This is a genomic window from Limimaricola variabilis (assembly GCF_034371605.1).
Lineage (GTDB): Bacteria > Pseudomonadota > Alphaproteobacteria > Rhodobacterales > Rhodobacteraceae > Limimaricola > Limimaricola variabilis.
In genome coordinates, this window is record NZ_CP139691.1 from 1,678,848 (window position 1) to 1,700,293 (window position 21,446).

General features: G+C 68.4%; 15 protein-coding genes. 2 read left to right on the forward strand and 13 right to left on the reverse strand.

Annotation, left to right across the window (positions count from 1 at the left end; all coding sequences use genetic code 11):
• Window positions 1–21: 21 nt before the first annotated feature.
• Complete coding sequence (locus T8T21_RS08275; protein ID WP_322335225.1) at window positions 22–2,613, reverse strand: ATP-binding protein; 2,592 nt, start codon at window positions 2,611–2,613, stop codon at window positions 22–24.
• 13 nt (window positions 2,614–2,626) lie between these two features.
• Entirely contained in the window at window positions 2,627–3,208 is a 582-nt protein-coding gene (locus tag T8T21_RS08280) for a hypothetical protein (protein ID WP_322335226.1), read from the reverse strand.
• Window positions 3,209–3,455: 247 nt separating this feature from the next.
• On the opposite strand from T8T21_RS08280, the gene T8T21_RS08285 reads away from it, so the two are divergent.
• Window positions 3,456–4,064, forward strand: a complete 609-nt coding sequence (locus T8T21_RS08285; protein ID WP_183471669.1) for a response regulator transcription factor — start codon at window positions 3,456–3,458, stop codon at window positions 4,062–4,064.
• A gap of 31 nt (window positions 4,065–4,095) precedes the next feature.
• On the opposite strand, the gene T8T21_RS08290 is transcribed toward T8T21_RS08285, so the two are convergent.
• The 10 genes from T8T21_RS08290 to T8T21_RS08335 form a co-directional block, all read right to left on the reverse strand.
• Entirely contained in the window at window positions 4,096–4,938 is an 843-nt protein-coding gene (locus T8T21_RS08290; RefSeq protein ID WP_322335227.1) for an oxygenase MpaB family protein, read from the reverse strand.
• A 4-nt stretch (window positions 4,939–4,942) separates the two neighbouring features.
• The gene (gene aroQ / locus T8T21_RS08295) at window positions 4,943–5,380 is read right to left on the reverse strand and encodes a type II 3-dehydroquinate dehydratase (protein WP_322335228.1); all 438 of its coding nucleotides are present in this window, start codon (window positions 5,378–5,380) and stop codon (window positions 4,943–4,945) included.
• A 99-nt stretch (window positions 5,381–5,479) separates the two neighbouring features.
• Window positions 5,480–8,134: a molybdopterin-dependent oxidoreductase gene (locus T8T21_RS08300; RefSeq protein WP_322335229.1), complete on the reverse strand. Its 2,655-nt coding sequence runs from the start codon at window positions 8,132–8,134 to the stop codon at window positions 5,480–5,482.
• The gene (gene nirD / locus T8T21_RS08305) at window positions 8,131–8,463 is read right to left on the reverse strand and encodes a nitrite reductase small subunit NirD (protein WP_322335230.1); all 333 of its coding nucleotides are present in this window, start codon (window positions 8,461–8,463) and stop codon (window positions 8,131–8,133) included. Before nirD ends, T8T21_RS08300 begins: the two co-directional genes overlap by 4 nt.
• Window positions 8,460–10,901 (reverse strand): nitrite reductase large subunit NirB, encoded by a 2,442-nt coding sequence (gene nirB, locus T8T21_RS08310; RefSeq protein ID WP_322335231.1) that lies wholly within the window; start codon window positions 10,899–10,901, stop codon window positions 8,460–8,462. Before nirB ends, nirD begins: the two co-directional genes overlap by 4 nt.
• 5 nt (window positions 10,902–10,906) lie before the next feature.
• Complete coding sequence (locus tag T8T21_RS08315; protein WP_322335232.1) at window positions 10,907–12,592, reverse strand: ABC transporter ATP-binding protein; 1,686 nt, start codon at window positions 12,590–12,592, stop codon at window positions 10,907–10,909.
• A 5-nt stretch (window positions 12,593–12,597) separates the two neighbouring features.
• Window positions 12,598–13,680, reverse strand: a complete 1,083-nt coding sequence (locus tag T8T21_RS08320) for an ABC transporter permease (RefSeq protein ID WP_183471655.1) — start codon at window positions 13,678–13,680, stop codon at window positions 12,598–12,600.
• 74 nt (window positions 13,681–13,754) lie between these two features.
• On the reverse strand, window positions 13,755–15,122 hold the full coding sequence (locus T8T21_RS08325; RefSeq protein WP_322335233.1) for a CmpA/NrtA family ABC transporter substrate-binding protein: 1,368 nt from the start codon (window positions 15,120–15,122) through the stop codon (window positions 13,755–13,757).
• Window positions 15,123–15,381: 259 nt separating this feature from the next.
• Window positions 15,382–16,506: an ABC transporter substrate-binding protein gene (locus T8T21_RS08330; RefSeq protein WP_322335234.1), complete on the reverse strand. Its 1,125-nt coding sequence runs from the start codon at window positions 16,504–16,506 to the stop codon at window positions 15,382–15,384.
• Complete coding sequence (locus T8T21_RS08335; RefSeq protein WP_183471648.1) at window positions 16,503–17,087, reverse strand: ANTAR domain-containing response regulator; 585 nt, start codon at window positions 17,085–17,087, stop codon at window positions 16,503–16,505. The genes T8T21_RS08330 and T8T21_RS08335 overlap by 4 nt, the downstream gene beginning before the upstream one ends.
• Window positions 17,088–17,402: 315 nt before the next feature.
• Here T8T21_RS08335 and T8T21_RS08340 point away from each other — a divergent pair, with 315 nt between their 5' ends.
• Window positions 17,403–18,707 (forward strand): VTT domain-containing protein, encoded by a 1,305-nt coding sequence (locus T8T21_RS08340; RefSeq protein ID WP_322335235.1) that lies wholly within the window; start codon window positions 17,403–17,405, stop codon window positions 18,705–18,707.
• 71 nt (window positions 18,708–18,778) lie between these two features.
• On the opposite strand, the gene T8T21_RS08345 is transcribed toward T8T21_RS08340, so the two are convergent.
• Window positions 18,779–21,418: a TRAP transporter permease gene (locus T8T21_RS08345; RefSeq protein WP_322335236.1), complete on the reverse strand. Its 2,640-nt coding sequence runs from the start codon at window positions 21,416–21,418 to the stop codon at window positions 18,779–18,781.
• Between the last annotated feature and the right edge of the window lie 28 nt (window positions 21,419–21,446).

Consider the following 21,446-nt stretch of genomic DNA (forward strand, 5'->3'; position numbering starts at 1 on the left):
TCCGCGCAGGCGGGTCGGCGCTCAGGCGTCGGCCCCGTCCGGCTCCCAGGCCGCGAGCCAATCGCGGGCCATGGCCAGCGCCGCCTCGACCTGCGCGTTCAGCGCCTCCACCTCCGCCGTCGTGCATCGCTGCGGCGCCCGGCGCTCGATCCGGCCAAGGCTCTGGACCGGGCCCGCCAGCGCCAGCATCGCCGCACCACCGCGCAGCTTGTGCGCCACCGCCACGACACCTTCGTCCGACTCTATCAGTCCCGCCAGCACGGGGCGGGCCTCGTGCCATTCGCGCTCGAAGCCGTCGAGCGCCGCCCCGATCCGCTCGGCACCCAGCATCTCGACCACTTCCTCGAAATCATCCGAATCCACCAGCGCGCCGACCGGCATCGGATCGGGAGGACAATCCGGTATTGCTCCGCGAGCCTCGCCGCGCGTACCGATCCCGTCGAGGATGCGCCGGATCACCGGCAGGCGCAGCGGCTTGGCATAGACCTCGCTCATGCCGGCCTTGACGCCCGCGGCGCGGGCCTCGGCGGTGCCATGCGCGGTCAGCCCGATGACCGGGGGCCGACGGTCGGCCGGGAAAGTGTCGCGGATCGCCTGCGCGGCTTCGATACCGCCCATCACCGGCATCTCGAAATCCATCAGCACCAGGTCGAAATGCTCGGCCCGTAGCCGCTCCAGCCCCTTCGCGCCGTTCGAGGCCTCGGAGACGATGTGACCGAGTTGCTGCAGCATGCCGCGCAGCACCATCCGGTTGACCGCGTTATCCTCGATCACGAGCACCGACAGAGCCGATCCGGGCGTCGCGGGTTCTGGGATCGGCTCGGGCGCCTCCAGCGGCGGGGCAATCTGGGGCAGTGGCAGCCACAGCCGGAAAGTGCTGCCCTCGCCCGGCACGCTGGAGACGGTGATGTCGCCCGACATCATCCGCGCCAACCGCCGTGAAATGGCGAGGCCGAGCCCGTCGGAGCGCCCCTGCCGTCCTTCCGGGCGAGCCCGGGTCACGAACTCCGCGAAGACCCGTTCGAGGTCGGCTTCGGCGATGCCGATTCCGGTGTCGCGCACCGTGATTTCGATCCCGGTTTCCGCGAGGCGGAGCGACACGGTGATGCCACCGCGCTCGGTGAACTTGATGGCGTTGCCGATCAGGTTGGTGACGACCTGCGCGACGCGGTTCGGGTCGCCCTCGAACCAAGCGCCGAGATCGGTCTCATCGGCATCGAGGTCGAGCGGCAGATCCTTTTCGGCCGCGAGCGGGCGCAGCACCGAGATCAGCCGCTGCAGCATCGGGCCAGGCGCGAAGGCCACGGTCTCGATCCGCTCCTCGCCGGTTTCGATGCGGGTGATATCGAGCGATTCGTTAACCAGCTGCAGCAAGATTTCGGCGGAGGCGAGAGCGACACCGACCTGGCGCCGCTGGTCGGGGCTCAGCGCGGTGGTGTTGAGAAGGTCGAGCACCCCCATGATGCCGTTGAGCGGGGTGCGCATCTCGTGGCTCATCACCGACAGGAAGCGCGACTTGGCACGGTCGGCCCGCTCGGCGGTGTCGCGGGCCGCGATCAGCCGCGCCTGGCTGGCCTTGAGATCGGTGATATCGCGCAGATAGCCGATGAAGACCGGCGCTTCCGGACCCTCGACATGGGTCATCACCGCCTCGATCGGGAACAGCTCGCCATTGCGTCGCCGCGCCACCAGTTCGACCCGGCCAGCGCCGATCAGGTATTCCCGGCCAGTCGCAGCAAAGGTGCGGATCCGCTCCTCGAAGATCTCGCGCCGCTCCACCGGCACCAGCGTGTCGCGCACCTTGCGGCTCAGGATTTCGGATTTGCGCCAGCCGAACATCTCTTCTGCGGCCGGGTTGAAGTCGATGATCCGTCCCTGCCGGTCCGCCACCACGATCGCGTCGAGCGAGTTGCCGATCACCGAGTTGAGCCGCTCAGCGGTACGCGACAGCACCCGGTCGCGTTCGACCACGCGGCGGCGCTGCACGTCGATCAGCCGCAACAGCGCGCCGAGCAGGATCAGCAGGAGCCCCCCGGCAAGGGCGGTGAGTTCGGCCTGCCTGCGCACCCGGTGGCGGTAGGATTCGGCGTCCTCGGCGAGGATGTCGAGGCCGTTCAGCGACAGCTCCCGCATTACCGGCTGCACGCCGATCGTCTCCTCGAAGATCCGCTGCAGCTCCTCCGAGCCGACATCGGGCGCGGCGAAGAGCGCGTCGACCCGGTCGGCATAGGCGTCGATCTGCGCCAGCAGCGCCGGAACGCCCGGATGTTCGAGCAGCGGCCGGCCGATCTCGCCGCTGCGCACAAGACCGAGCCGGCTGAGAAGGATGTCGAAACGCAGCTTGAGGGCTGCGACGTCGCGGCCCTGCCTCAGCGCGCCGCCCTGCCCGGCGGCGATCACGTCACGCGCGAAGATCGCGGTTTCGAGTTCGAGCTGTGCCAGCGTCCACTGGGTGTTGTCGATGCCGGCGCTTTCGAGATCGCGGATCTGGCGGCCCAGCATCCAGCCGAGCGATAGCACCGCCGTGAGCACGATCGCGGCGGCGATGCCCAGGCCACTGCGGATGTTGAGGTGCCGCGCCAATCCATGTCCGATGCCTTCCCGGACACTCACCGGCGCGGCTCCGTCACTCCGTCACGGTCATCTGCGCAAGTTGCCAGATGCTCCGCTTGTAATGCTCTTCGGTGCGGTATTCCGGCCCCCGGTCATAGGGATAGACGATCCAGAAAGGACCCTTTTCTCGGATCGACACGGTTTCGCCGTCGATCCGTGTAGCGACGATCGGCACCCGGTCCTCGATGTCCGAGAGCGGGATCCGCACGCGGTAGTCGTTGAGCGCCGTCATCTCGAGCACCGCGTCGGGGTCGCTGCGGAGCTCGCTCAGCCCGGCCGCCTCGATCAGCGCCGCAACCGGTACGCCGGAAAACTGGCTCTCGCCATCGGTCCAGATCGTTCCGGTCTCGAAGCTTTCCTGCTCAAGCTCGTCGAGCGCCGCCAAGTCGAGCACCAGAGGCGTCACATCGGGGCCGCCGATCCGCAGCTTGCCCGGCTCGATCTGGGAACGGCTTTCGTCCGTGACCGGGGCGTGCTGGACCTCGGTGCGGGTCGAATCGGTTTCGGCAGCCGAGAAGCCGGGCATTGAGAGTCCGACCAGGGCCAGACCGGAAAAGGTCAATCCCATCACAGCACTCGCATAGACCAACTGCATTCTGGCTCCTTTCCGCTTCGCGCAACCACGCCCAGAATGCGCGATCTGGACGCAATTTGCGAATCCCCTCGCTATCACTCGCGCAGACCGTGGCCACGAAACCCCAGCTTCAGGGGGTTAACCTATGAAATCTGCTTGATGGCCTCGGATTCGCCCGTTTCAAGACCTATCGATTCTCGGTATCCTAAATATGACGTTGCCACGACCCGGATCGGCCGGATCGTGGCGGAAATCGAAAGGACCGACCATGCGTATCCTGATCGCAGATGACCACGACCTGGTACGCGAGATGATGGCGGCATATCTCGAGCGGGACGGCGGCATGCAGGTGATCCAGTGCGCCAGCTTCGAGGAAGCGATGGGCGAGATGGTGCGCAACGGCCCCTTCGAACTCGTGCTGCTCGATTTCCGGATGCCGGGAATGCGCGGTCTGGAAGGGCTGCGCGAGGCGATCGAGGCTGCCGGCGGCAACCCGGTCGCGCTGATCTCCGGCAGTGCCGACAAGTCGGTCGCCGAAGAGGCGCTGGCCGCAGGCGCCGCGGGCTTCCTGCCCAAGACCATGTCGGCCCGCTCGATGACCAACGCGGTCAAGTTCATGAGCATGGGCGAGACCTTCGTGCCGGTCGACTTCATGACCGCCAAGGAGGTCGAGAACCCGGCACTGGCCCATCTCACCCCGCGCGAGCGGCAGGTGCTCGAAGGCATCTCCAAGGGCAAGTCGAACAAGGAGATCGCGCTCGACCACGACATTCAGGAGGTCACGGTCAAGCTCCACGTGAAGACACTGTGCCGCAAGATGGGTGCCAAGAACCGCACCCAGGCCGCGATGATGGCGCGCGATCAGGAAATGGTCTGACGCCTCAAGTACCAGTCCGTTCGGCCCTCTCCTACGTCTGCGGCCACGTGCCGAGTTCCGAAATCCGGTAGCCCCCGGGATAGCCCGGCCGCCGCCGCGCGGTCACCAGCCGTGGCCGGCGTCGACGCGGCAAACAGCGCAGCAGCCAGGCCCGCCCCCGCATCGCCAGATGGACCCAGCGCCGCAGTTGGTCGGATGGTGCCGGCAGACCGGTCGCCGACAGCAGCGGCGCGTCCATCAGCGCAAGCGCCACCGGTCGACCGAAACGATGAAGGCGGCGCGGCAGGTAGAAGCCGAGCAACAACTCCAAGGTGATCCCGGCCAGCGCCGCGTTGCTCGGCGCGAAGCGAAAGCGGTCGCGCTCGAAGGCGGCGGCAAATGCCTCAAAGCCGGCCAGATCCGCCGGGATTCCGGGGATTCCCATCCGGGCCCCGAGCCGGCGGTGATAATTGGTCCATGCCGCGCGCTCATGCGCCGTCATCGGCCATCTGCCGAAACGGTCGAGCCAACGGATCGGCTCGAGCACGAAGGTGCACAGCACGTAGAGCATGTCATCATCGGCGATGCGGTAACGGCCATGCATCGCGTTGATGCGGCCGATCGCGGCGCGGCCGCGGTCGCTGTCGATGCCGTTCTCCATCGGCTCGGAGATCAGCAGCTCGGTGTCGTCATAACGCTTGCGGGGCCGTTCGGCGAATTCGCGGGTCTTCATCAGGAGCCCCGAAATCGACGGCACCGCGTAGCTACGAAACAGCGCCAGTTCGAGTGCCCGCTCGATGTCCCAGGAGAAGGCGTAGGTCGTCAGGAGCCGCGCGATCTCCTCGCAATCTCCCTCGGACGAGAGCTGCGGGATGCGATCCTCGGGGACGGCCACGGCGTCAGGCCAGCAGCGTCGCCATGCGGCGCAGCGCCAGCGTGTAGCCTTGAACGCCGAAACCCGCGATCACGCCGTCGGCCCGCAGCGAAACGTAGGAATGGTGGCGGAAGCTCTCGCGCTTGTGGACGTTGGAGATGTGCACCTCCAGCACCGGCCCGTCGAAGGCGTTGAGCGCGTCGAGGATCGCCACCGAAGTATGGGTATAGGCGGCCGGGTTGATGATGATCCCTGCTGCCTGATCGCGCGCTTCGTGGATCCGGTCGATGATGCCGCCCTCGTGGTTGGACTGGAACAGCGCCGTCTCAAGCCCCAGCTCCGCGCCCAGCGCCGCGCAGTCGCGCTCCACGTCCGCGAGCGTGTCGTGGCCGTAGATCTCGGGCTGACGCTTGCCGAGCAGGTTCAGGTTGGGTCCGTTGAGGATGTAGATGCGCCGGTTCATCGACTGGTCTCCCGCCTTCGCTTTCCCCAGCGGTATGGCGGGAAAGCCCGGCCGCATAAAGCGGTTTTGCCGCCGCCCCTCCCCCGGCGGCGGCCCGGCTCAGGCGGCGCGCGGCGTGGCCGCCGGCCGCGCGGCGGCGATCAGCGCCGCGATCTCCGGACGGCAGGAGCCGCAATTGCTCCCCGCGCCCAGCGCCTCGGAGATCGCCGCAACGCTGGTGGCGCGGCCCGTCACGATCGCCTCCCGGATGGTGTTGACGCCGACACCGAGGCAGGCGCAGAGCACCGGCCCCGGATCGGGCCGACCGGCGGCGGCCCGCCCCGACAGCGCCTGCCGATCCTCGCCGCCAAGCATCCCCGCCAGATGCGTGCGCGACAGCGCCACCGGCTCGGGCGAGACGAAAAGCGCCGCCACCAGCCGCCCCTCCTCCATCAGGGCCAGCCGCTCGGTTCCGCGCGCCGGGTCCGAGACGCGCATGATCTGCGCATCCGGCAGGCCGAACAGACGCCGTGCTTCCTCCTCCCAGTCCTCCGGCGTCTCGATCCCCGCCATCTCGACCTGCCAGCCGCCCTCGACCCGGGCACGCGCCCAGTAGCCGCATTCCGGCGCGGGCCGAGCCTGGGCCACCGCGAAGCCGAACCAGCGCGCGGCATAGGGGGCGACCGAGATCGGCACCGCCTTGCTTTCGGGCTGCCCCGAGACCGGATCGACATGCGCCGTCACCAGCGCGTCGACCCGGCCCGTGGGCGCGGTCTCGCCGCTCCAGTGGATCGGCGCGAAGACCTCGCTCCGGCGCACCCGGTCGGTGACCAGCACGCGCAGCACCGTGCGTCCAGCGTGGTTGCGCAACTCGGCCAGACCGGCCGGAGCGAGGCCGAGCCGCTCCGCATCCTCGGGATGGATCTCGACGAAGGGCTCGCCCATGTGCCGGTTAAGCCGCGCCGAACGGCCCGAACGGGTCATGCTGTGCCATTGGTCGCGGATGCGCCCTGTGTTGAGCTGGAACGGGTGGTCCGCATCGGGCTCTGCCACCGGCGGCCGCGCCGTGACCGGGATCATCCGGCCCCGCCCGGAGGGCGTGAAGAACCGCCCGTCGCAGAAGAAGCGCCCGCCCTGCCGCGCCCCGGCGGCGGGCCAGCGGAACGGCGCGAGCGTGGCATAGCCCTCCGCATCGAGCGCCGCGTGATCGGAGATGTCGAAATCGGCGCCCAGCCGCCCGGCGACGCCGGATAGCGCCGCGTGCTCGCGAAACACCGCCGCCGCGTCGGGCCAATCGAAGGCCTCCGGCCAGCCCATGCGCCGACCGACCTCGGCCAGAATCGCCCAGTCGGGGCGCGCCTCACCCGGGGCGAGCAACACGGCGCGCTGGCGGCTGATCGTGCGGTCGGAGTTGGTGACGCTGCCGTCGCGCTCGCCCCAGCCAGCAGCCGGGAGCAGCACATGGGCGAGCCGCGCCGTGTCTGTGGAGGCGGTGATCTCGCTCACGGCCACGAAATCGCAATTCGCGATGGCCGCGCGGACCCGGTCGGCCTCGGGCATCGACATCGCCGGGTTGGTACAGATGATCCACAGCGCCTTGATCTCGCCGCGCTCGACCGCGCGGAACATGTCGACGGCCTTGAGGCCCGCGCCCGCCGGCATGGCCGGGGCCTTCCAGAAGCGCTGCACCGCGTCGCGATGGGCGGGGTTGTCGATGTCGAGATGGCTCGCCAGCGCGTTGGCGAGGCCGCCCACCTCGCGCCCGCCCATGGCGTTGGGCTGACCGGTGACGCTGAACGGGCCCATGCCCGGCTGCCCGATACGGCCGGTGGCGAGATGGCAGTTGATGATGGCGTTGACCTTGTCGCTGCCGGAGGCGGATTGGTTCACGCCCTGGCTGAACACGGTCACAACCTTCTCGGTGCCGATCCACATGTCGAGGAAAGCTGCGATCTCTGCCGCACCCAGCCCGGTGAGCGAGGCATCCTCCGCATTGGCGGCGGCCAGCGCCTCGGCCATGCCGTCGATATGGCGCGCGAAACGCGGGTCTCGGGCGCCGCGGCGGTCGATCTCCGCCAGAAGCGCGTTGAAGAGCGCCACGTCCGCCCCCGGCGCGATCGCGAGGTGCAAATCGGCGATGTCGCAGGTCGCGGTGCGGCGCGGATCGATCACCACGACGCGCATCGCGGGCCGGGCCGCCTTGGCCGCGACGATGCGCTGGTAGAGCACCGGGTGGCACCAGGCAAGGTTAGAGCCGGTCAGTACGACGAGATCCGCGAGTTCCAGATCCTCATAGGTGCCGGGCACCGTGTCAGTGCCGAAGGCGCGCTTGTGGCCTGCCACGGTCGAGGCCATGCAGAGCCGCGAATTGGTGTCGATATTGGCTGAGCCGATGAAGCCCTTCATCAGCTTGTTGGCGACGTAGTAATCCTCGGTGGTCATCTGCCCCGAGACGTAGAAGGCGACGCTGTCGGGGCCGTGTTCGGCGATCGTCTCGCGGAACCGGTCGGCGACATGGTTCAGCGCCGTGTCCCAATCGGCCCGCGCCCCGCCGATCACGGGATGCAGGAGCCGATCCTCAAGGCCCATCGTCTCGCCCAGCGCCGTGCCCTTGGAGCAGAGCCGCCCGCGATTGGCCGGATGGTCCGGATCGCCGCGCACCGTCAGACCGCCCTGCCCGTCCGGCTTGGCAAGAACGCCGCAGCCGACGCCGCAATAGGCGCAGGTGGTGCGGATCTCGCCGGGCTGCGCGGAAAGATGCGCGGGCCCGGTCATGCCGCCGCCCTGCGGCCCACCGCGTCGCCGTCGAGCAGCAGCCGTCCGTTCTCGACTCGCAGCGGATAAGTCGGGATCGATCCCTCATCCGCGCCCTGCGCCTCGCCGGTTTCGAGGTCGAACACCCAGTTGTGCAGCGGGCAGGTCACCGCGCGGCCATGCACGATGCCTTCCGACAGCGGCCCGCCCTTGTGCGGGCAGCGGTCGGAGGCGGCGAAGACCTCGTTCTCACCGGTGCGGAACAGCGCCACGCAACCGACCGGCGTCTTGACCAGCCGCGCGCCGCGCAGCGGGATGTCGTCGAGAGCGCCCACATCGATCCAGTTCATTCCGCAGCCTCCAGCGTGAGATCGGCCAGCGGCTGGAAGCGGCGCGCCTGCGCCGGTTCGGCCCGCTCGGCCCAGGGGTCCTTCTGGTAGATCGTCTGGCTTAGGTCGAAGCGCGCCACCAACGCCGCGCGCTCCTCCGCGTCCGAGAGCGCCGCGCGCACCCAGTCCATGCCGACCTTGGCAATCCACTTGTAGGGTCGGTCGAGATACTTGGCGTGCTCGCGGTAGAGCTGCACGAAGGCTACCGACCATTCCTCGGCCTCGGCCTCGGTCGCGACCTTCACCAGGGGCTGGATCTCCTTGAGATCCATGCCCGCCGCGCCACCGACCCCGATCTCGAAGCCCGAGTCGACGCAGACGATGCCCAGATCCTTGCAGGTCGCCTCGGCGCAGTTGCGCGGGCAGCCCGAGACCGCGAGCTTGACCTTGTGCGGCGTCCAGGAGCCCCAGAGCCGCTTTTCGAGTTTCACGCCGAGGCCGGTGCTGTCCTGCGTGCCGAAGCGGCAATGCTCGCGCCCGACGCAGGTCTTCACCGTGCGCAGCCCCTTGGAATAGGCATGACCAGAGACCAGCCCCGCCTCGTTCAGATCGGCCCACATCGCGGGCAGGTCCTCCTTGCGCACGCCCAGGAGGTCGATGCGCTGGCCACCGGTGACCTTGACGGTCGGCACGCCATACTTGTCGGCGGCGTCGGCGATTGCGCGCAGCTCGCGCGAATTGGTCAGCCCGCCCCACATGCGCGGCACCACCGAATAGGTGCCGTCCTTCTGGATGTTGGCATGGTTGCGCTCGTTGACGAAGCGGCTTTGCGGGTCGTCCTGGTATTCGAGCGGCCAGTCGGCCAACAGGTAGTAGTTCACCGCCGGGCGGCAGACATGGCAGCCATTGGGCGTGGTCCAGCCCAGTTCCTGCCAGACGGCGGGCTGCGACTTCAGCTCGCGTGCCTTGATCAGGCGACGGACATCCTCGTGAGTGAGGTCGGTGCAGCCGCAGACCGGCTTGGCCGTCGGCATGACGAAATCGTCACCCAAGCTCAACGCCATGACCTGTTCGACCAGCCCTGTGCAGGTGCCGCAGGAGCCCGACGCCTTGGTCACGGCGCGCACGTCCTCGATGGTCGTGGCGCCGCCCTCGACGGCCTCCACGATCCGGCCCTTGCACACGCCGTTGCAGCCGCAGATCTCTGCGTCAGCCGGTAAGGCTGCAACGGCCGCCATAGGGTCCGCTTGGGCGCCCCCTTGGAAGGCAGGCCCGAAGATCAGCGTGTCGCGCATCTCCGAGACGTTCTCTCGGTCCTTGATCAGGCCGTGGAACCAGGCGCCGTCGGCGGTGTCGCCATACATCACCGCGCCGATCAGCCGCTCGCCTTCCAGCACGAGGCGCTTGTAGACGCCGCGCGCCGGATCGCGGAACACGATGTCTTCGCGGCCTTCGCCTTCGGCGAAGTCACCCGCCGAGAACAGGTCGCAGCCGGTGACCTTGAGCTTGGTCGCGACCTCCTTGGGCTGGAACGCGGCTTCTTGGCCCAGCAGCGTCTGGGCCAGCACCTTGGCCTGGTCGTAGAGCGGGGCGACGAGGCCGAACACCGCGCCGTTGTGCTCGACGCATTCGCCCAAGGCCAGCACGTCCGCGTCCGAAGTGACCATCTGGTCGTCGACATGCACGCCGCGCCCGACCGCGAGACCAGCGGATTTCGCGAGCGCCACGCTCGGGCGAATGCCCACCGCCATGACCAGGAGATCGCAGGGCAGCTCGGTGCCGTCATCGAGCAGCAGTGCCTTCACATGACCATTCTCGCCGAGGATCTCCTTGGAGTTGGCCGAGCACATCACCTTGATGCCCTTGTCGATGAGGGCCCGGCGCAGGAGATACCCCGCCGCCTCGTCGAGCTGGCGCTCCATCAGGTGGCCCATGATGTGCACCACGGTGACCTCGACGCCGCGCGCGGCCATGCCGGCCGCCGCTTCGAGGCCGAGGAGCCCGCCGCCGATGACCACCGCCTTCGCATCCGGCCTGGCCGAGAGGCCCATCATCCGCTCGGTGTCCTCGAGGTCGCGGTAGGGGATCACGCCTTCAAGGTCATGGCCCGGGAGCGGGATCATGAAGGGGTCGGAGCCGGTCGCGACGACGAGCTTGTCATAGGGCACCTCGCCCTTCTCGCCGACCACGACCCTGCGATCCCGGTCGATCTCGACCACCCGCTCGCCGAAGCGGCAGGCGACACCATTGGCCGCGTACCAATCCTCGTCATGGGTGACGATCTCGGCATAGGTCTTCTCGCCAGACAGAACCGGAGAGAGCATCAGCCGGTTGTAGTTGCCGCGCGGCTCGGCGTTGAAGAGGGTGACTTCATAGGCCGAGGGGTCGCTTTCGAACAGGTGCTCCAGCATCCGGCCGGAGGCCATGCCGGCGCCGATGACGACGAGTTTCTGGGTCATGGCGGTCACTCCGCTGCGATGGCGCTGGGCGCCGATTTCTTGCGAGGGTCACGGCCGTGCTCGTATTCCTCGAGGAAATCGAGCACTTCCTGCCGGTAGTGGTAGTAGTCCGCGTGCTCCAGCAGCGCCTTGCGGGTGCGCGGGCGCGGCAGGTTCACGTCGACGATCTTGCCGATGGTGGCGCGGGGGCCATTGGTCATCATCACCACCCGGTCGGCCAGCAGGATCGCCTCGTCGACGTCGTGGGTGACGCAGACCGCCGTGGTCTTGGTCCGGTCCCAGACATCCATGAGAACCTCCTGCAACTCCCAGCGGGTGAGGCTGTCGAGCATGCCGAAGGGCTCGTCGAGCAGCAGCAGCTTCGGCGAGAGGGCGAAGGCCCGGGCGATGCCGACGCGCTGGCGCATGCCGTTCGACATCTCGGACGCCATCCGGTCCATCGCGTCACCGAGGCCCACACGTTCGAGGTAATGTTCGACCACCTCCTGCCGTTCGCCCTGGCTGGCCCGCGGATAGACCCGGTCGACCCCGACCGCGACGTTCTCGCGCGCGGTGAGCCACGGGAACAGCGAGGGGCTCTGGAACACCACGGCGCGCTCGGGATCGGCGCCCTCGACATGGCGACCGTCGAGCTTGATCGCGCCCTTGGAGATCTCGTTGAGGCCGGCGGCCATGGTCAGCACGGTCGACTTGCCGCAGCCGGAATGGCCGATCAGCGAGATGAACTCGCCACGGTTCATCTTGAGATTGAAGTCCTCGACCACCGTCAGCGGGCCTTTCGGCGTCGGGTAGATCTTGTGGAGCTGACTGAAGTCGAGGAAGCGCTCGTCGATCAGGCCTTCCTGCGCCGCCTTCTGCGCGGCGGGTAGGTCGTGGACCGGGCGGATGTCCGGCAGGCGGCGCGTGCCCTCGACGCGGGACTTGATGCCGACATCCATCAGATAGCCCGTCACCCGGGCCCGCAGCGCCTTGAAGGCGGGGTCGGAATTCATGGCCGCCCGGTCACGTGGCCGCGGAAGCGTCACCTGCACCGCCTCGCCCAGTGTGCCGTCGGGGTTCAGCGGCACGATGCGATCGGCGAGCAGGATCGCCTCGTCGACGTCGTTGGTGATCAGCACGCAGGTGGTGCGCTCGCGCTCCCAGATCTCGAGGATCTCGTCGGCGAGATTGGCCCGGGTCAGCGCGTCGAGCGCGGAGAGCGGCTCGTCGAGGAGCAGCACCTCGGGCTCCATCGCCAGGGCGCGGGCGACAGAGACGCGCTGGCGCATGCCGCCTGACAGCTCGGCCGGGCGGCGGGTCGTGGCATGGCCCAGACCCACCATCTCGATATAGCGCTGCGCCTTGGCGGCTTTTTCGGCCTTCGACAGCTTGGGATGCACCGCCTCGACCGCGAGCATCACGTTGCCCGCCACGGTGAGCCAGGGCATCAGCGAGTAGCTTTGGAACACCAGCCCACGCTCGGGACCGGGGCCGGTGACGGGCTTGCCCTTGAAGCTGACGCTGCCCTGGTCGGGCGTCACCAGCCCGGCCATCAGGTTCATCAGCGTCGACTTGCCGCTGCCCGAGAAGCCGAGGATCGCCACGAACTCGCCTTCTGCGACGTCGAGATCGATCCTGCGCAGCACGTCCTTGCGCGTCTTGCCTTCGCCGAAACCCTTGGAGACGTTGTCGAATGTCAGGATGCTGGTCATGGCGATCACCGGTTCGGGGCGTAGGTGAAGAGCGACTGCAGCGCGAACATCACCCGATCGAGGAGGAAGCCGATGATGCCGATGGTCAGCACCGCGACGATGATCCGCGCCAGCGAGGAGGAGGAGCCGTTCTGGAACTCGTCCCAGACGAACTTTCCGAGGCCGGGGTTCTGCGCCAGCATCTCGGCGGCGATCAGCACCATCCAGCCCACGCCGAGCGACAGGCGGAGCCCGGTGAAGATCAGCGGCAGCGCCGAGGGCAGCACCAGCTTGGTGATCTTGGCGCGGGGGCTCATCTTGAGCACCTTGGAGACGTTGACCAGATCGCGGTCGACCTGCGCCACGCCGAGCGCGGTGTTGATCAGCGTCGGCCAGAGCGAGCAGAGCGTCACGGTGATCGCGGAGACGAGGAACGACTTGGCGAACAGCCCGCCCTCGGCGGCGCTGACGGCAGAGACCACCATGGTCACGATCGGCAGCCATGCGAGCGGCGAGACCGGTTTGAAGATCTGGATGAGCGGGTTCAGCGCCGCGTTGGCGGTGGCCGAAAGGCCCGCCATGATGCCCAGCGGGATCGCCACGGCGCTGGCCACCAGGAAGCCGAAGAACACGGTCATGATCGAGGTGCCGATCTGGTCGTAATAGGAGGGCGAGCCGGTGAAGGCGATTTCCTTGACCTCATCCGCCCTGCCCTGCTCGACCAGCCGCTCGTTGCGCAGGGCCACCTGCTCCTCGAAGCGGGCCTTCTTTTCCGCAGTGCGAACCGCGTCCTCGTGCAGGCCCACGGCCTCGGTCCAGACCTGCCCCGGCCCGGGGATCGCGCCGAGCGAGGTCTGCACCTGCGGCGCCAGCGCGGCCCAGAGCGCGAGGAACCCCGCGATGGCCAGGAGCGGCACGCCCAGGAGCCGCCAGACATCGCGCATCTGCGCGCGCGGGTTGTCACCGGCGGCGGCCTTGATCAGCGGGGTGAGCCAGGCCAGGCCGAGGACCTGGAACCAGCGGTCGGCAGCACCGAGGCGCGCGAACCAGCGGGCACGCCGGGCCTCCTTGTGGCCAGCCTCGATGGCGGTGGGATCGACTGCGGTCATGGGGGTGCTCCGGGGGTTGGGATCTGCGGAGGGAATGGGAGTGGCGGGACCCCGGGCGGGATCCCTGTCGGGGGTCAGCCCTGGATTTCGGAGCCGACCACGGTCTGGTCGCCCTTCAACCCGATCGGCAGGCTGTCGAGATAGGCGTTGGGGGCGCGGCCGTCATAGCCGATGCCGTCGATGATATCGGCGGCCGGGGTCGGCGCCTTGTAGCCGTCGCTGTCCCAGGGGAAGTCGGCCTCGTCGGCGAGCCCCTCCTCGACCAGCATCCGCGCCGCTTCGAGGTAGATCTCGGGCTTGTAGACGGATTTGGCGACCTCGTCGTACCAGCTGTCGGGCTTGGCCTCGGCGATCTGGCCCCAGCGGCGCATCTGGGTGAGGTACCACACCGCGTCCGAATAGAAGGGATAGGTGGCGTGGTGGCGGAAGAAGGTATTGAAGTCCGGCACCTCGCGCACGTCGCCCTTCTCGTATTCGAAGGTGCCGGTCATCGAGGCCGCGATCACTTCCGGATCGGCGCCCACATATTCGGGGCGCGACAGGATCTCGACCGCTTCCTCGCGATTGGCGTTGTCGTTCTCGTCGAGCCAGATCGCGGCACGGATCAGCGCCTTGGTGATGGCGATCGTGGTGTTGGGGTTTTCCTCGATGAAGTCGGCGGTCAGGCCGAAGACCTTCTCGGGGTTGTTCTTCCACAGCTCGTAATCGGTGATCACCGGCACGCCGATGCCCATGGCGACGGCCTGCTGGTTCCACGGCTCGCCCACGGCGTAGCCATAGATTGTGCCGGCCTCGAGCGTCGCGGGCATCTGCGGCGGCGGCGTCACCGACAGCAGCGCCTCGGCGCCGATCTGGCCGGTGGTGTTCTGCTCGGAATAGTAGCCCGGCTCGATGCCGCCTGCGGCGAGCCAGTAGCGCAGTTCGTAGTTATGGGTGGAGACCGGGAAGACCATGCCCATGTTGAAGGGCTTTCCTTCGGCGCGGTACTGTTCGATCACCGGCTTCAGGGCCGCGGCCGAGATCGGGTGCTGCGGGCGGCCTTCGGCGTCGGTCGGGATGTTGGGCTTCATCGCCTCCCAGACGGCATTCGATACGGTGATGCCGTTGCCGTTGAGGTCCATCGAGAAGGGCGTGACGATATGCGCCTCGGTGCCGTAGCCGATGGTCGCGGCGAGCGGCTGGCCCGCCAGCATGTGCGCGCCGTCGAGCTGGCCGTCGATGACGCCGTCGAGCAGCACCTTCCAGTTCGCCTGCGCCTCGAGCGTGACGAACAGCCCCTCATCCATGAAGTAGCCCTGCTCGTAGGCCACCGCGAGCGGCGCCATGTCGGTGAGCTTGATGAAGCCGAAGGTGAGCTCGTCCTTCTCCAGCGTCAGCATTTCGGCCATGGCGGGGCCGGCGAGGAATGTGGAAGCAGCGAGGATCGCGGTCAGCCTTGTCATGAAGGTCGTTCCCTGTCCGTGGCCCGGCAGGTCCGGGCAAAAACAAAAAGAGCCGCCGACAGATCTCGCGACCGGAAGGTCACGGAACCATCGAGCGGCTTTGCTCCAGATCGCCCATTCGCTGGGAGAATTCGGTCGGCCCGGCGCCATTGCCCGGCCTACATCGTCGATTAGGACCCTTCCGATCCCTTGCCGCAAGGGCATTGCCGCGATGCGGCGTAGGCTTCGGGGGTCATGCGCGGAACTGCCCGAAAATTGATCACCGGGCCGGCGAAGAGTCGAAAATGCGTCCGTCGAAGAACCGCTCGGGCCGCAGCCCGGGGGCCTGCGGATCGGAATCGCCCAATGGCAACGAAGCGCCGGTAGCCGCCAGCGCGCGGCGGTAGAGATCACCACGAAACACGGCCGTCACGCTGCGCGCCGCCGCCTCCGGGTCGCGCCCGGCGCGTGCCGCCAGATGGCGCCCGATCCACGCTGCCTGTGCGCCCCAGGGGTAGCCGGCCTCGGCGGGATCGAAGCTCACCAGACGATCCACGCGCCGCACCTCGCCGCGCGAGGAGACCGTGAGACGCCCCGACAGCGCCCGGTCGACCAGTTCGGCCGGCATGTCGAGATATTCCGGCCGGGCCAGGAGCTCGGCGGCGGCGGTGCGGCTCCCGGGCTGCGCCAGCCAGCGCCCAGCCCGCCACACGGCCCGCAGCAACGGCTCGAAGCGCGGGTCACCCGCCTCTCCGGCGCGCACCGCAAGCACCTTTTCAGGCGCGGCGTCCCAGATCGCGGCCCCCGGCAGCAGCAGCTCGCCTGTGCCGGTTTCCACCGCGATCGATCCCCAGGGTTCACCGACGCAGAAGGCGTCGATCTCGCCCGCCCCGATTGCCTCGGCCATCAGCGGCGGTGGCACGCTGCGGATCTGCACCTCGGCGCCCGGTGCCGCGGTGTCGAGCCAGTGGCGGATCAGCTCGGCATGCATGGAAAAGGGAAAGGGCACGCCGATCCTGAGCCCTGCCCCTGCGGCGTCGCGCAGCGCCAGCGCGGCGGCGCCGGCATCGTCGAAGCCGAAACCATGCCCCCGCGCGCGCATCCGCGCGGCAAGATCGCGGCTGACGCCGATCACGTTGCCATTGAGAGACAGCACCGACAGCGCATGGATCGGCGCGCCCGCCCCGCCCAGCCCCAGCGCCGTGGCGACAGGCACCGCCGACAGCATGTGCGCCGCGTCCACCGCACCAAAGGCCAGCATGTCGCGCGAGGCAGACCAGGAAGGCGCACGGTGCAGCGCGATGTCGATGCCCTCGGCGCGGGCAAAGCCCATTTCGCGCGCGACGATGACCGGGGCCGCGTCGACCAGCGGCGTGAAGCCCAGCGCGATCACCGGCAGGTTCATGACAGCAGCCCCGCCGCGGTGACCAGCGATTCCGCCACCTCGGCCAGCCGCCGCCCCTGATCCATCGCCGTGCGGCGCAGCAGCGCATAGGCCTCGCCTTCGTCGATGCCGCGCGCCTTCATCAGGATGCCCTTGGCCCGGTCGATCACCTTGCGCTCCTCGAGCGCGCGGCGCGTTGCCGCCAGCTCGGTCCGCATCTGCCGGAACACCTGAAACCGCGCCATCGCCGCGTCGAGCACCGGCTTGAGCCGCTCGGGGCGCAGACCGTCGACCACATAGGCCGAGACCCCGGCCTCGATCGCCGCGCGGGTGAGCCCTTGCTCGCTGCGATCGACGAACATCGCCACTGGCCGGTCGAGAGGGCCTGAGGCCAGCGCCAGCTCCTCGAGCGTGTCGCGGGACGGATCGGCGATGTCGATCAGCACGATGTCGGGGTCAGCTTCGCCGATCCGCCGGGCGAGACCGGTCGCCTCATGCAGCACCCGGATCTCGTGGTCGCCGGTGGCGCGCAGGCTTTCGACGATCAGGCGCGCGCGCTCCCGATCCGGCTCCACCACCACGATGCTTAACCTGTCACCCATGGCGCAGCCATCCGGCCACCACCGCGCGTCGTCAACGTCGGCCCACCGGACCGCCTGTGAGATGCGATGAAATTCGGCACCTGCATGCTTCCTGTCCGCCCATTCGCCCGGAATGATGCTTTATTGGGCACATTCCGCCTGCTGCGCGGGCGCCCGTTGTGACGCCCGATTGCGGCAGCCCTGCCACCCCCGGTTGGCGCAGGGGACCCGGACCGGCCAAACGGGGATGCACGCTCGCGCGCGAGACGCTACAGCGGACCGGCAAGGCGCAGGGCGAGAACGGTGCGCCGGGCGCGCCACCGAAGGGGTCGTTGCATGTTGTCGTGGGGCATACCGGCGCTGCTGCTGGCAACGATGGTAAACCAGCTGCCGATCATCAGCGCCTTCGTGCCCACCGAACCGGTCTATGTCTATCTCGGCACGCAGCTGCCGCAGGGCGGCTGGAGCTCGATCCTTGCCTGCATGCTGGGGGCGTGGATCGGCGCGCAGGCCTCGTTCTGGCTCGGTCGGCTGGCAGGCGCGCGGGTGCTGGCGCGGATGGACGCGGCGCCGGGCGCGATGGCGCGGGCCCGCCGTCTGTTCATGCGGCGCGGCGCGCCCTTCGTGGTGCTGGCGCAGCTGATCTGGCCGATCGCCACGCTCAGCCAAGTGCTTGCCGGCGCCTGGGGCATGCGGCCCCTCACCTACTTGGCGGTCTCGGCGCTGGGCGCGGTGCTCGCCGTGGCGCAATACGTGGCGATCGGCTACGCGACCGCGCGCGGCCTCGCCGCATTCGGGTTGGAGCCGGGCGACTCGCTGCTGATCTGGCTGTCGCCCTACTGGGTCCTGATCGGCCTCGCCGCGATCCTGCTCCTCGGCACGGCGCTGATCCTGCGCCAGACGCGGCACGCCTTGTCGATCCGGATCGCCTATTCGGTGGTGCTGGCGCTCGCGATGTTCGTCGCGGTCAATCTCGGCACCCTGACCGCGCGGGTCGAGGCGGTCGAACGGGTGGCACCGGTACCGCTGGCGACCGCCTGCCGCGCCCTCGACGAAACCTTGGTGGCGCGCACCGGCGAGACCCCCTTGCACGAAGCACAGCCGGTGAACCTCGCCTTGATCGGCTTCGACAACCCGGCGCGCCTGCTCGAGAGCCTCGGCTGGCTGCGCAACCGCACCTATGCGCGTGGCGACCTCGAGCCGCTGGAGATATTGGTGCTGACGCTGCGCGGCCTGCCGCCGGCCTCGTCGCTACTGCTCGAGGGCATCGCCACCGATCTCGCCTGGCAAGAGGAGCGCGGCGCGGTACCGCGCACGCAGCTGCGTCTCTGGCCCGTCGCCATGCCCGAGGGTGCCCCGGCCGTGCAACTGGCCTCGGTCGGGCGGATCGACGCGGTGACGCTGCGGCTGCAGGGCCGCGTGCCGGTGCTGGCCTACGACCTGTTTCCCTATACCGACACCGCCCGCAACCGCGAGGCCGAGGTGATCACCCGCGCCGTGCCCGGCGTGCGCTGGCGGCTGGCAGGGCCCGCTACGCGCGCAGAATCCGATTGGCAATTCGAGAGCGACGGACGGATCGCAGTATTGACGGCCCCCGGCGCGCCGGATCTCGCGACGCTCTGCGAAGGCGTCGCCCGCTAGGCATACCGGCCAAAGGGCGCGTCTCGCGGTCATGGACGGCGCCCTGCCTATGCAGGGCGCCGTTTCGCGTCTCAGAAGGCCGGCACGGTCTGGCGGCGGCGCTGGAGCAGCACCACCCCCGCCAGCAACAGCAGGGCCGGAATGTAGAACACGTACTTCGTGATCCGCTCGCGCGGGGCCTGGATCTGCGACAGCGCCACCGGCGTGTCGGAATAGAAGTCGAAATTCGCCAGCTTCTCGGCCGCGGTGGTGCCGAACATCGGCTCGTCGAGCCGCATCGTGTCACCCTCGGGGAAGAGCAGGAGCCCAGAGGCGTCGATCCGCTCCGCCACCTCGCCTTCGGCCACCTGCATCACCAGCGTGGTCTCGGTCATTGCGCCGGAAGTGAAGTCCGGCCCCTCGATCCTGAGCCGCAGCGTGTCGCCCGGATCGGCCTCGGCCACCGCCGTTTCGAACTCGGCCGGGGGGAAGGTCTGGAACGGGCTCTGGATCTGGTTGAGCCAGAAGCCCGGCACGAACAGCGTGAAGGCCACCAGCAGGAGCGCGGCGGATTCATGGATCTTCGAGGGCGCGAGGAAATAGCCCTGCGTCGCGGCGGCAAAGAGCAGCATCGCGAAGGTCGCCACCACGAAGATGAACACCGCCTGCCCGATTCCGAACCACGTACCAAGATCGATGCCGTAGAGGATCAGCGCCGGGTTGTAGATGAACAGGAAGGGCAGCGCGACGGTCCGCAGCGAATAGAAGAAGGCCGTGAAGCCGGTCTTGATCGGGTCGCCACCCGAGACGGCAGCCGCCGCAAAGCTCGCGAGGCCCACGGGCGGCGTCACGTCGGCCATGATGCCGAAGTAGAACACGAAGAGATGCGCCGCGATCAGCGGCACGATCAGCCCCTCCTGCGCACCGAGATTGACCACGACCGAGGCCATCAGCGACGACACCACGATGTAGTTCGCCGTGGTCGGCAGCCCCATGCCAAGGATTAGCGAGAACAGCCCCACGAAGATCAGCATTAGGATCAGGATGCCGCCCGAGAGCTGCTCGACGAGACCGGCGAGTTCGGTGCCGATCGGGGTCTTGGTGACGGTGGCGACGATGATGCCGGCGGCCGCCGTGGCCACGCCGATGCCGATCATGTTGCGCGCGCCCGCGACGAGACCGTCGCGCAGATCGTGGAAACCGGCCGCGAACTCGGAGGCGAGGTGGCTCCCCTGCCCCCGGAACAGCGCCTTGAGCGGACGCTGGGTGACGATGATCAGCAGCATCAGGCAGGTAGCGTAGAAGGCCGACTTGGCCGGGCTCTGCCGCTCGACCATCAGGAACCACACCAGCACCAGGATCGGCAGCACGTAGTGCAGGCCGGTGGCATAGACCTCGCCCACTGTCGGCAGGCGGATCTCCTCGTCGGAGGGGTCGTCCATGGCGAGGTCCGGCCGCTTGGCCGCCACCGCGACAAGGCCGAGATAGACGAGGCCGAGAACGATCATCATCACCGGCGCGGCCAGCGAGGGCAGCGCGCCTTCAAGCGCATCAACGCCGTAGATCAGCGCGGTGAAGCCGACGCCTGCCACCACGAAGCCCAGCGCGAACTTGATGATCATGCCGGAGAAGCTCTTGCTTTCGCCCAGCGCCGGCATGCCGCGCTTCAGCGCCTCGAGATGCACGATGTAGACCAGCGCGATGTAGGAGATCACCGCCGGGATGAAGGCGTGCTTGATCACCTCGAGATAGGAGATGCCGATGAACTCGACCATCAGGAAGGCGGCCGCGCCCATCACCGGAGGCATGATCTGGCCGTTGACCGAGGAAGCCACCTCGACGGCGCCCGCCTGCTCCTTGGAAAAGCCCACCCGCTTCATCAGCGGAATGGTGAAGGTGCCGGTGGTGACCACGTTGGCGATGGACGAGCCCGAGATCAGGCCGGTCATCGCCGAGCCGACGACGGCGGCCTTGGCCGGGCCGCCGCGCAGGTGGCCCAGACCCGCGAATGCGAGCTGGATGAAGTAGTTGCCCGCGCCCGCCTTGTCCAAGAGCGAGCCGAACAGCACGAAGAGGAAGACGAAGGCCGTCGAGACTCCCAGCGGAATGCCGAAGACACCCGCCGTGTCGAGCCATTGCGCGTTGATCAGCGAGGTGAAGGACAGCCCTTCGTGCTCGACGAGATCGGGAATGAGCCAGCCGGTGCCGAAATAGGCATAGGCGAGGAACAGGCCGCCGACCACGGTGAGGGCCGGGCCGAGCGCCCGGCGCGAGGCCTCGAGCAGCACCAGGATGCCGACCGAGCCGATGATCACCTGCGCCTGCGTGGGCAGACCTGAGCGCGCGGTCATCGCCAGCGTGTCTGAGAACCAGAAGACGTAGAAGGCGCAGAAGGCGCCGATCAGGGCCAGCGCCCAGTCGACCAGCGGCACCTTGTGCCGGGGGCTCGACTTGAAGGCCGGATAGGCGAGGAAGGCCAGGAAGATCGCGAAGGTGAGGTGGATGGGCCGCGTCTGCGAGGAGTTGAGGACCGGCAGGTAGGCCCCGAACCACAGCTGCGGCTGGGCGATCCAGAGCTGGAACAGAGACCAGGCCATGGCGGTGCCGGCGATCAGCATCGCGGTGGCGCGGTTCACGGGCGCGCGGGCGCCGGAATCGCTGCTGGTGACGAGATCCTGAAGGTCGTCGTCCGAAAATTGCCGGTCGTCCCGGTCCTCGCGCTGCTCTGCCATCGGACGCGCTCCCTCTCATGTTGTCCCG

What these genes read in the sequence shown, in the direction of transcription:
- T8T21_RS08280 (WP_322335226.1), bottom strand. Translation starts at nt 3,208, where the DNA reads ATGCAGTTGGTCTATGCGAGTGCTGTGATGGGATTGACCTTTTCCGGT.
- T8T21_RS08285 (WP_183471669.1), top strand. Translation starts at nt 3,456, where the DNA reads ATGCGTATCCTGATCGCAGATGACCACGACCTGGTACGCGAGATGATG.
- aroQ (WP_322335228.1), bottom strand. Translation starts at nt 5,380, where the DNA reads ATGAACCGGCGCATCTACATCCTCAACGGACCCAACCTGAACCTGCTC.
- T8T21_RS08300 (WP_322335229.1), bottom strand. Translation starts at nt 8,134, where the DNA reads ATGACCGGGCCCGCGCATCTTTCCGCGCAGCCCGGCGAGATCCGCACC.
- nirD (WP_322335230.1), bottom strand. Translation starts at nt 8,463, where the DNA reads ATGAACTGGATCGATGTGGGCGCTCTCGACGACATCCCGCTGCGCGGC.
- nirB (WP_322335231.1), bottom strand. Translation starts at nt 10,901, where the DNA reads ATGACCCAGAAACTCGTCGTCATCGGCGCCGGCATGGCCTCCGGCCGG.
- T8T21_RS08315 (WP_322335232.1), bottom strand. Translation starts at nt 12,592, where the DNA reads ATGACCAGCATCCTGACATTCGACAACGTCTCCAAGGGTTTCGGCGAA.
- T8T21_RS08320 (WP_183471655.1), bottom strand. Translation starts at nt 13,680, where the DNA reads ATGACCGCAGTCGATCCCACCGCCATCGAGGCTGGCCACAAGGAGGCC.
- T8T21_RS08325 (WP_322335233.1), bottom strand. Translation starts at nt 15,122, where the DNA reads ATGACAAGGCTGACCGCGATCCTCGCTGCTTCCACATTCCTCGCCGGC.
- T8T21_RS08330 (WP_322335234.1), bottom strand. Translation starts at nt 16,506, where the DNA reads ATGAACCTGCCGGTGATCGCGCTGGGCTTCACGCCGCTGGTCGACGCG.
- T8T21_RS08335 (WP_183471648.1), bottom strand. Translation starts at nt 17,087, where the DNA reads ATGGGTGACAGGTTAAGCATCGTGGTGGTGGAGCCGGATCGGGAGCGC.
- T8T21_RS08340 (WP_322335235.1), top strand. Translation starts at nt 17,403, where the DNA reads ATGTTGTCGTGGGGCATACCGGCGCTGCTGCTGGCAACGATGGTAAAC.
- T8T21_RS08345 (WP_322335236.1), bottom strand. Translation starts at nt 21,418, where the DNA reads ATGGCAGAGCAGCGCGAGGACCGGGACGACCGGCAATTTTCGGACGAC.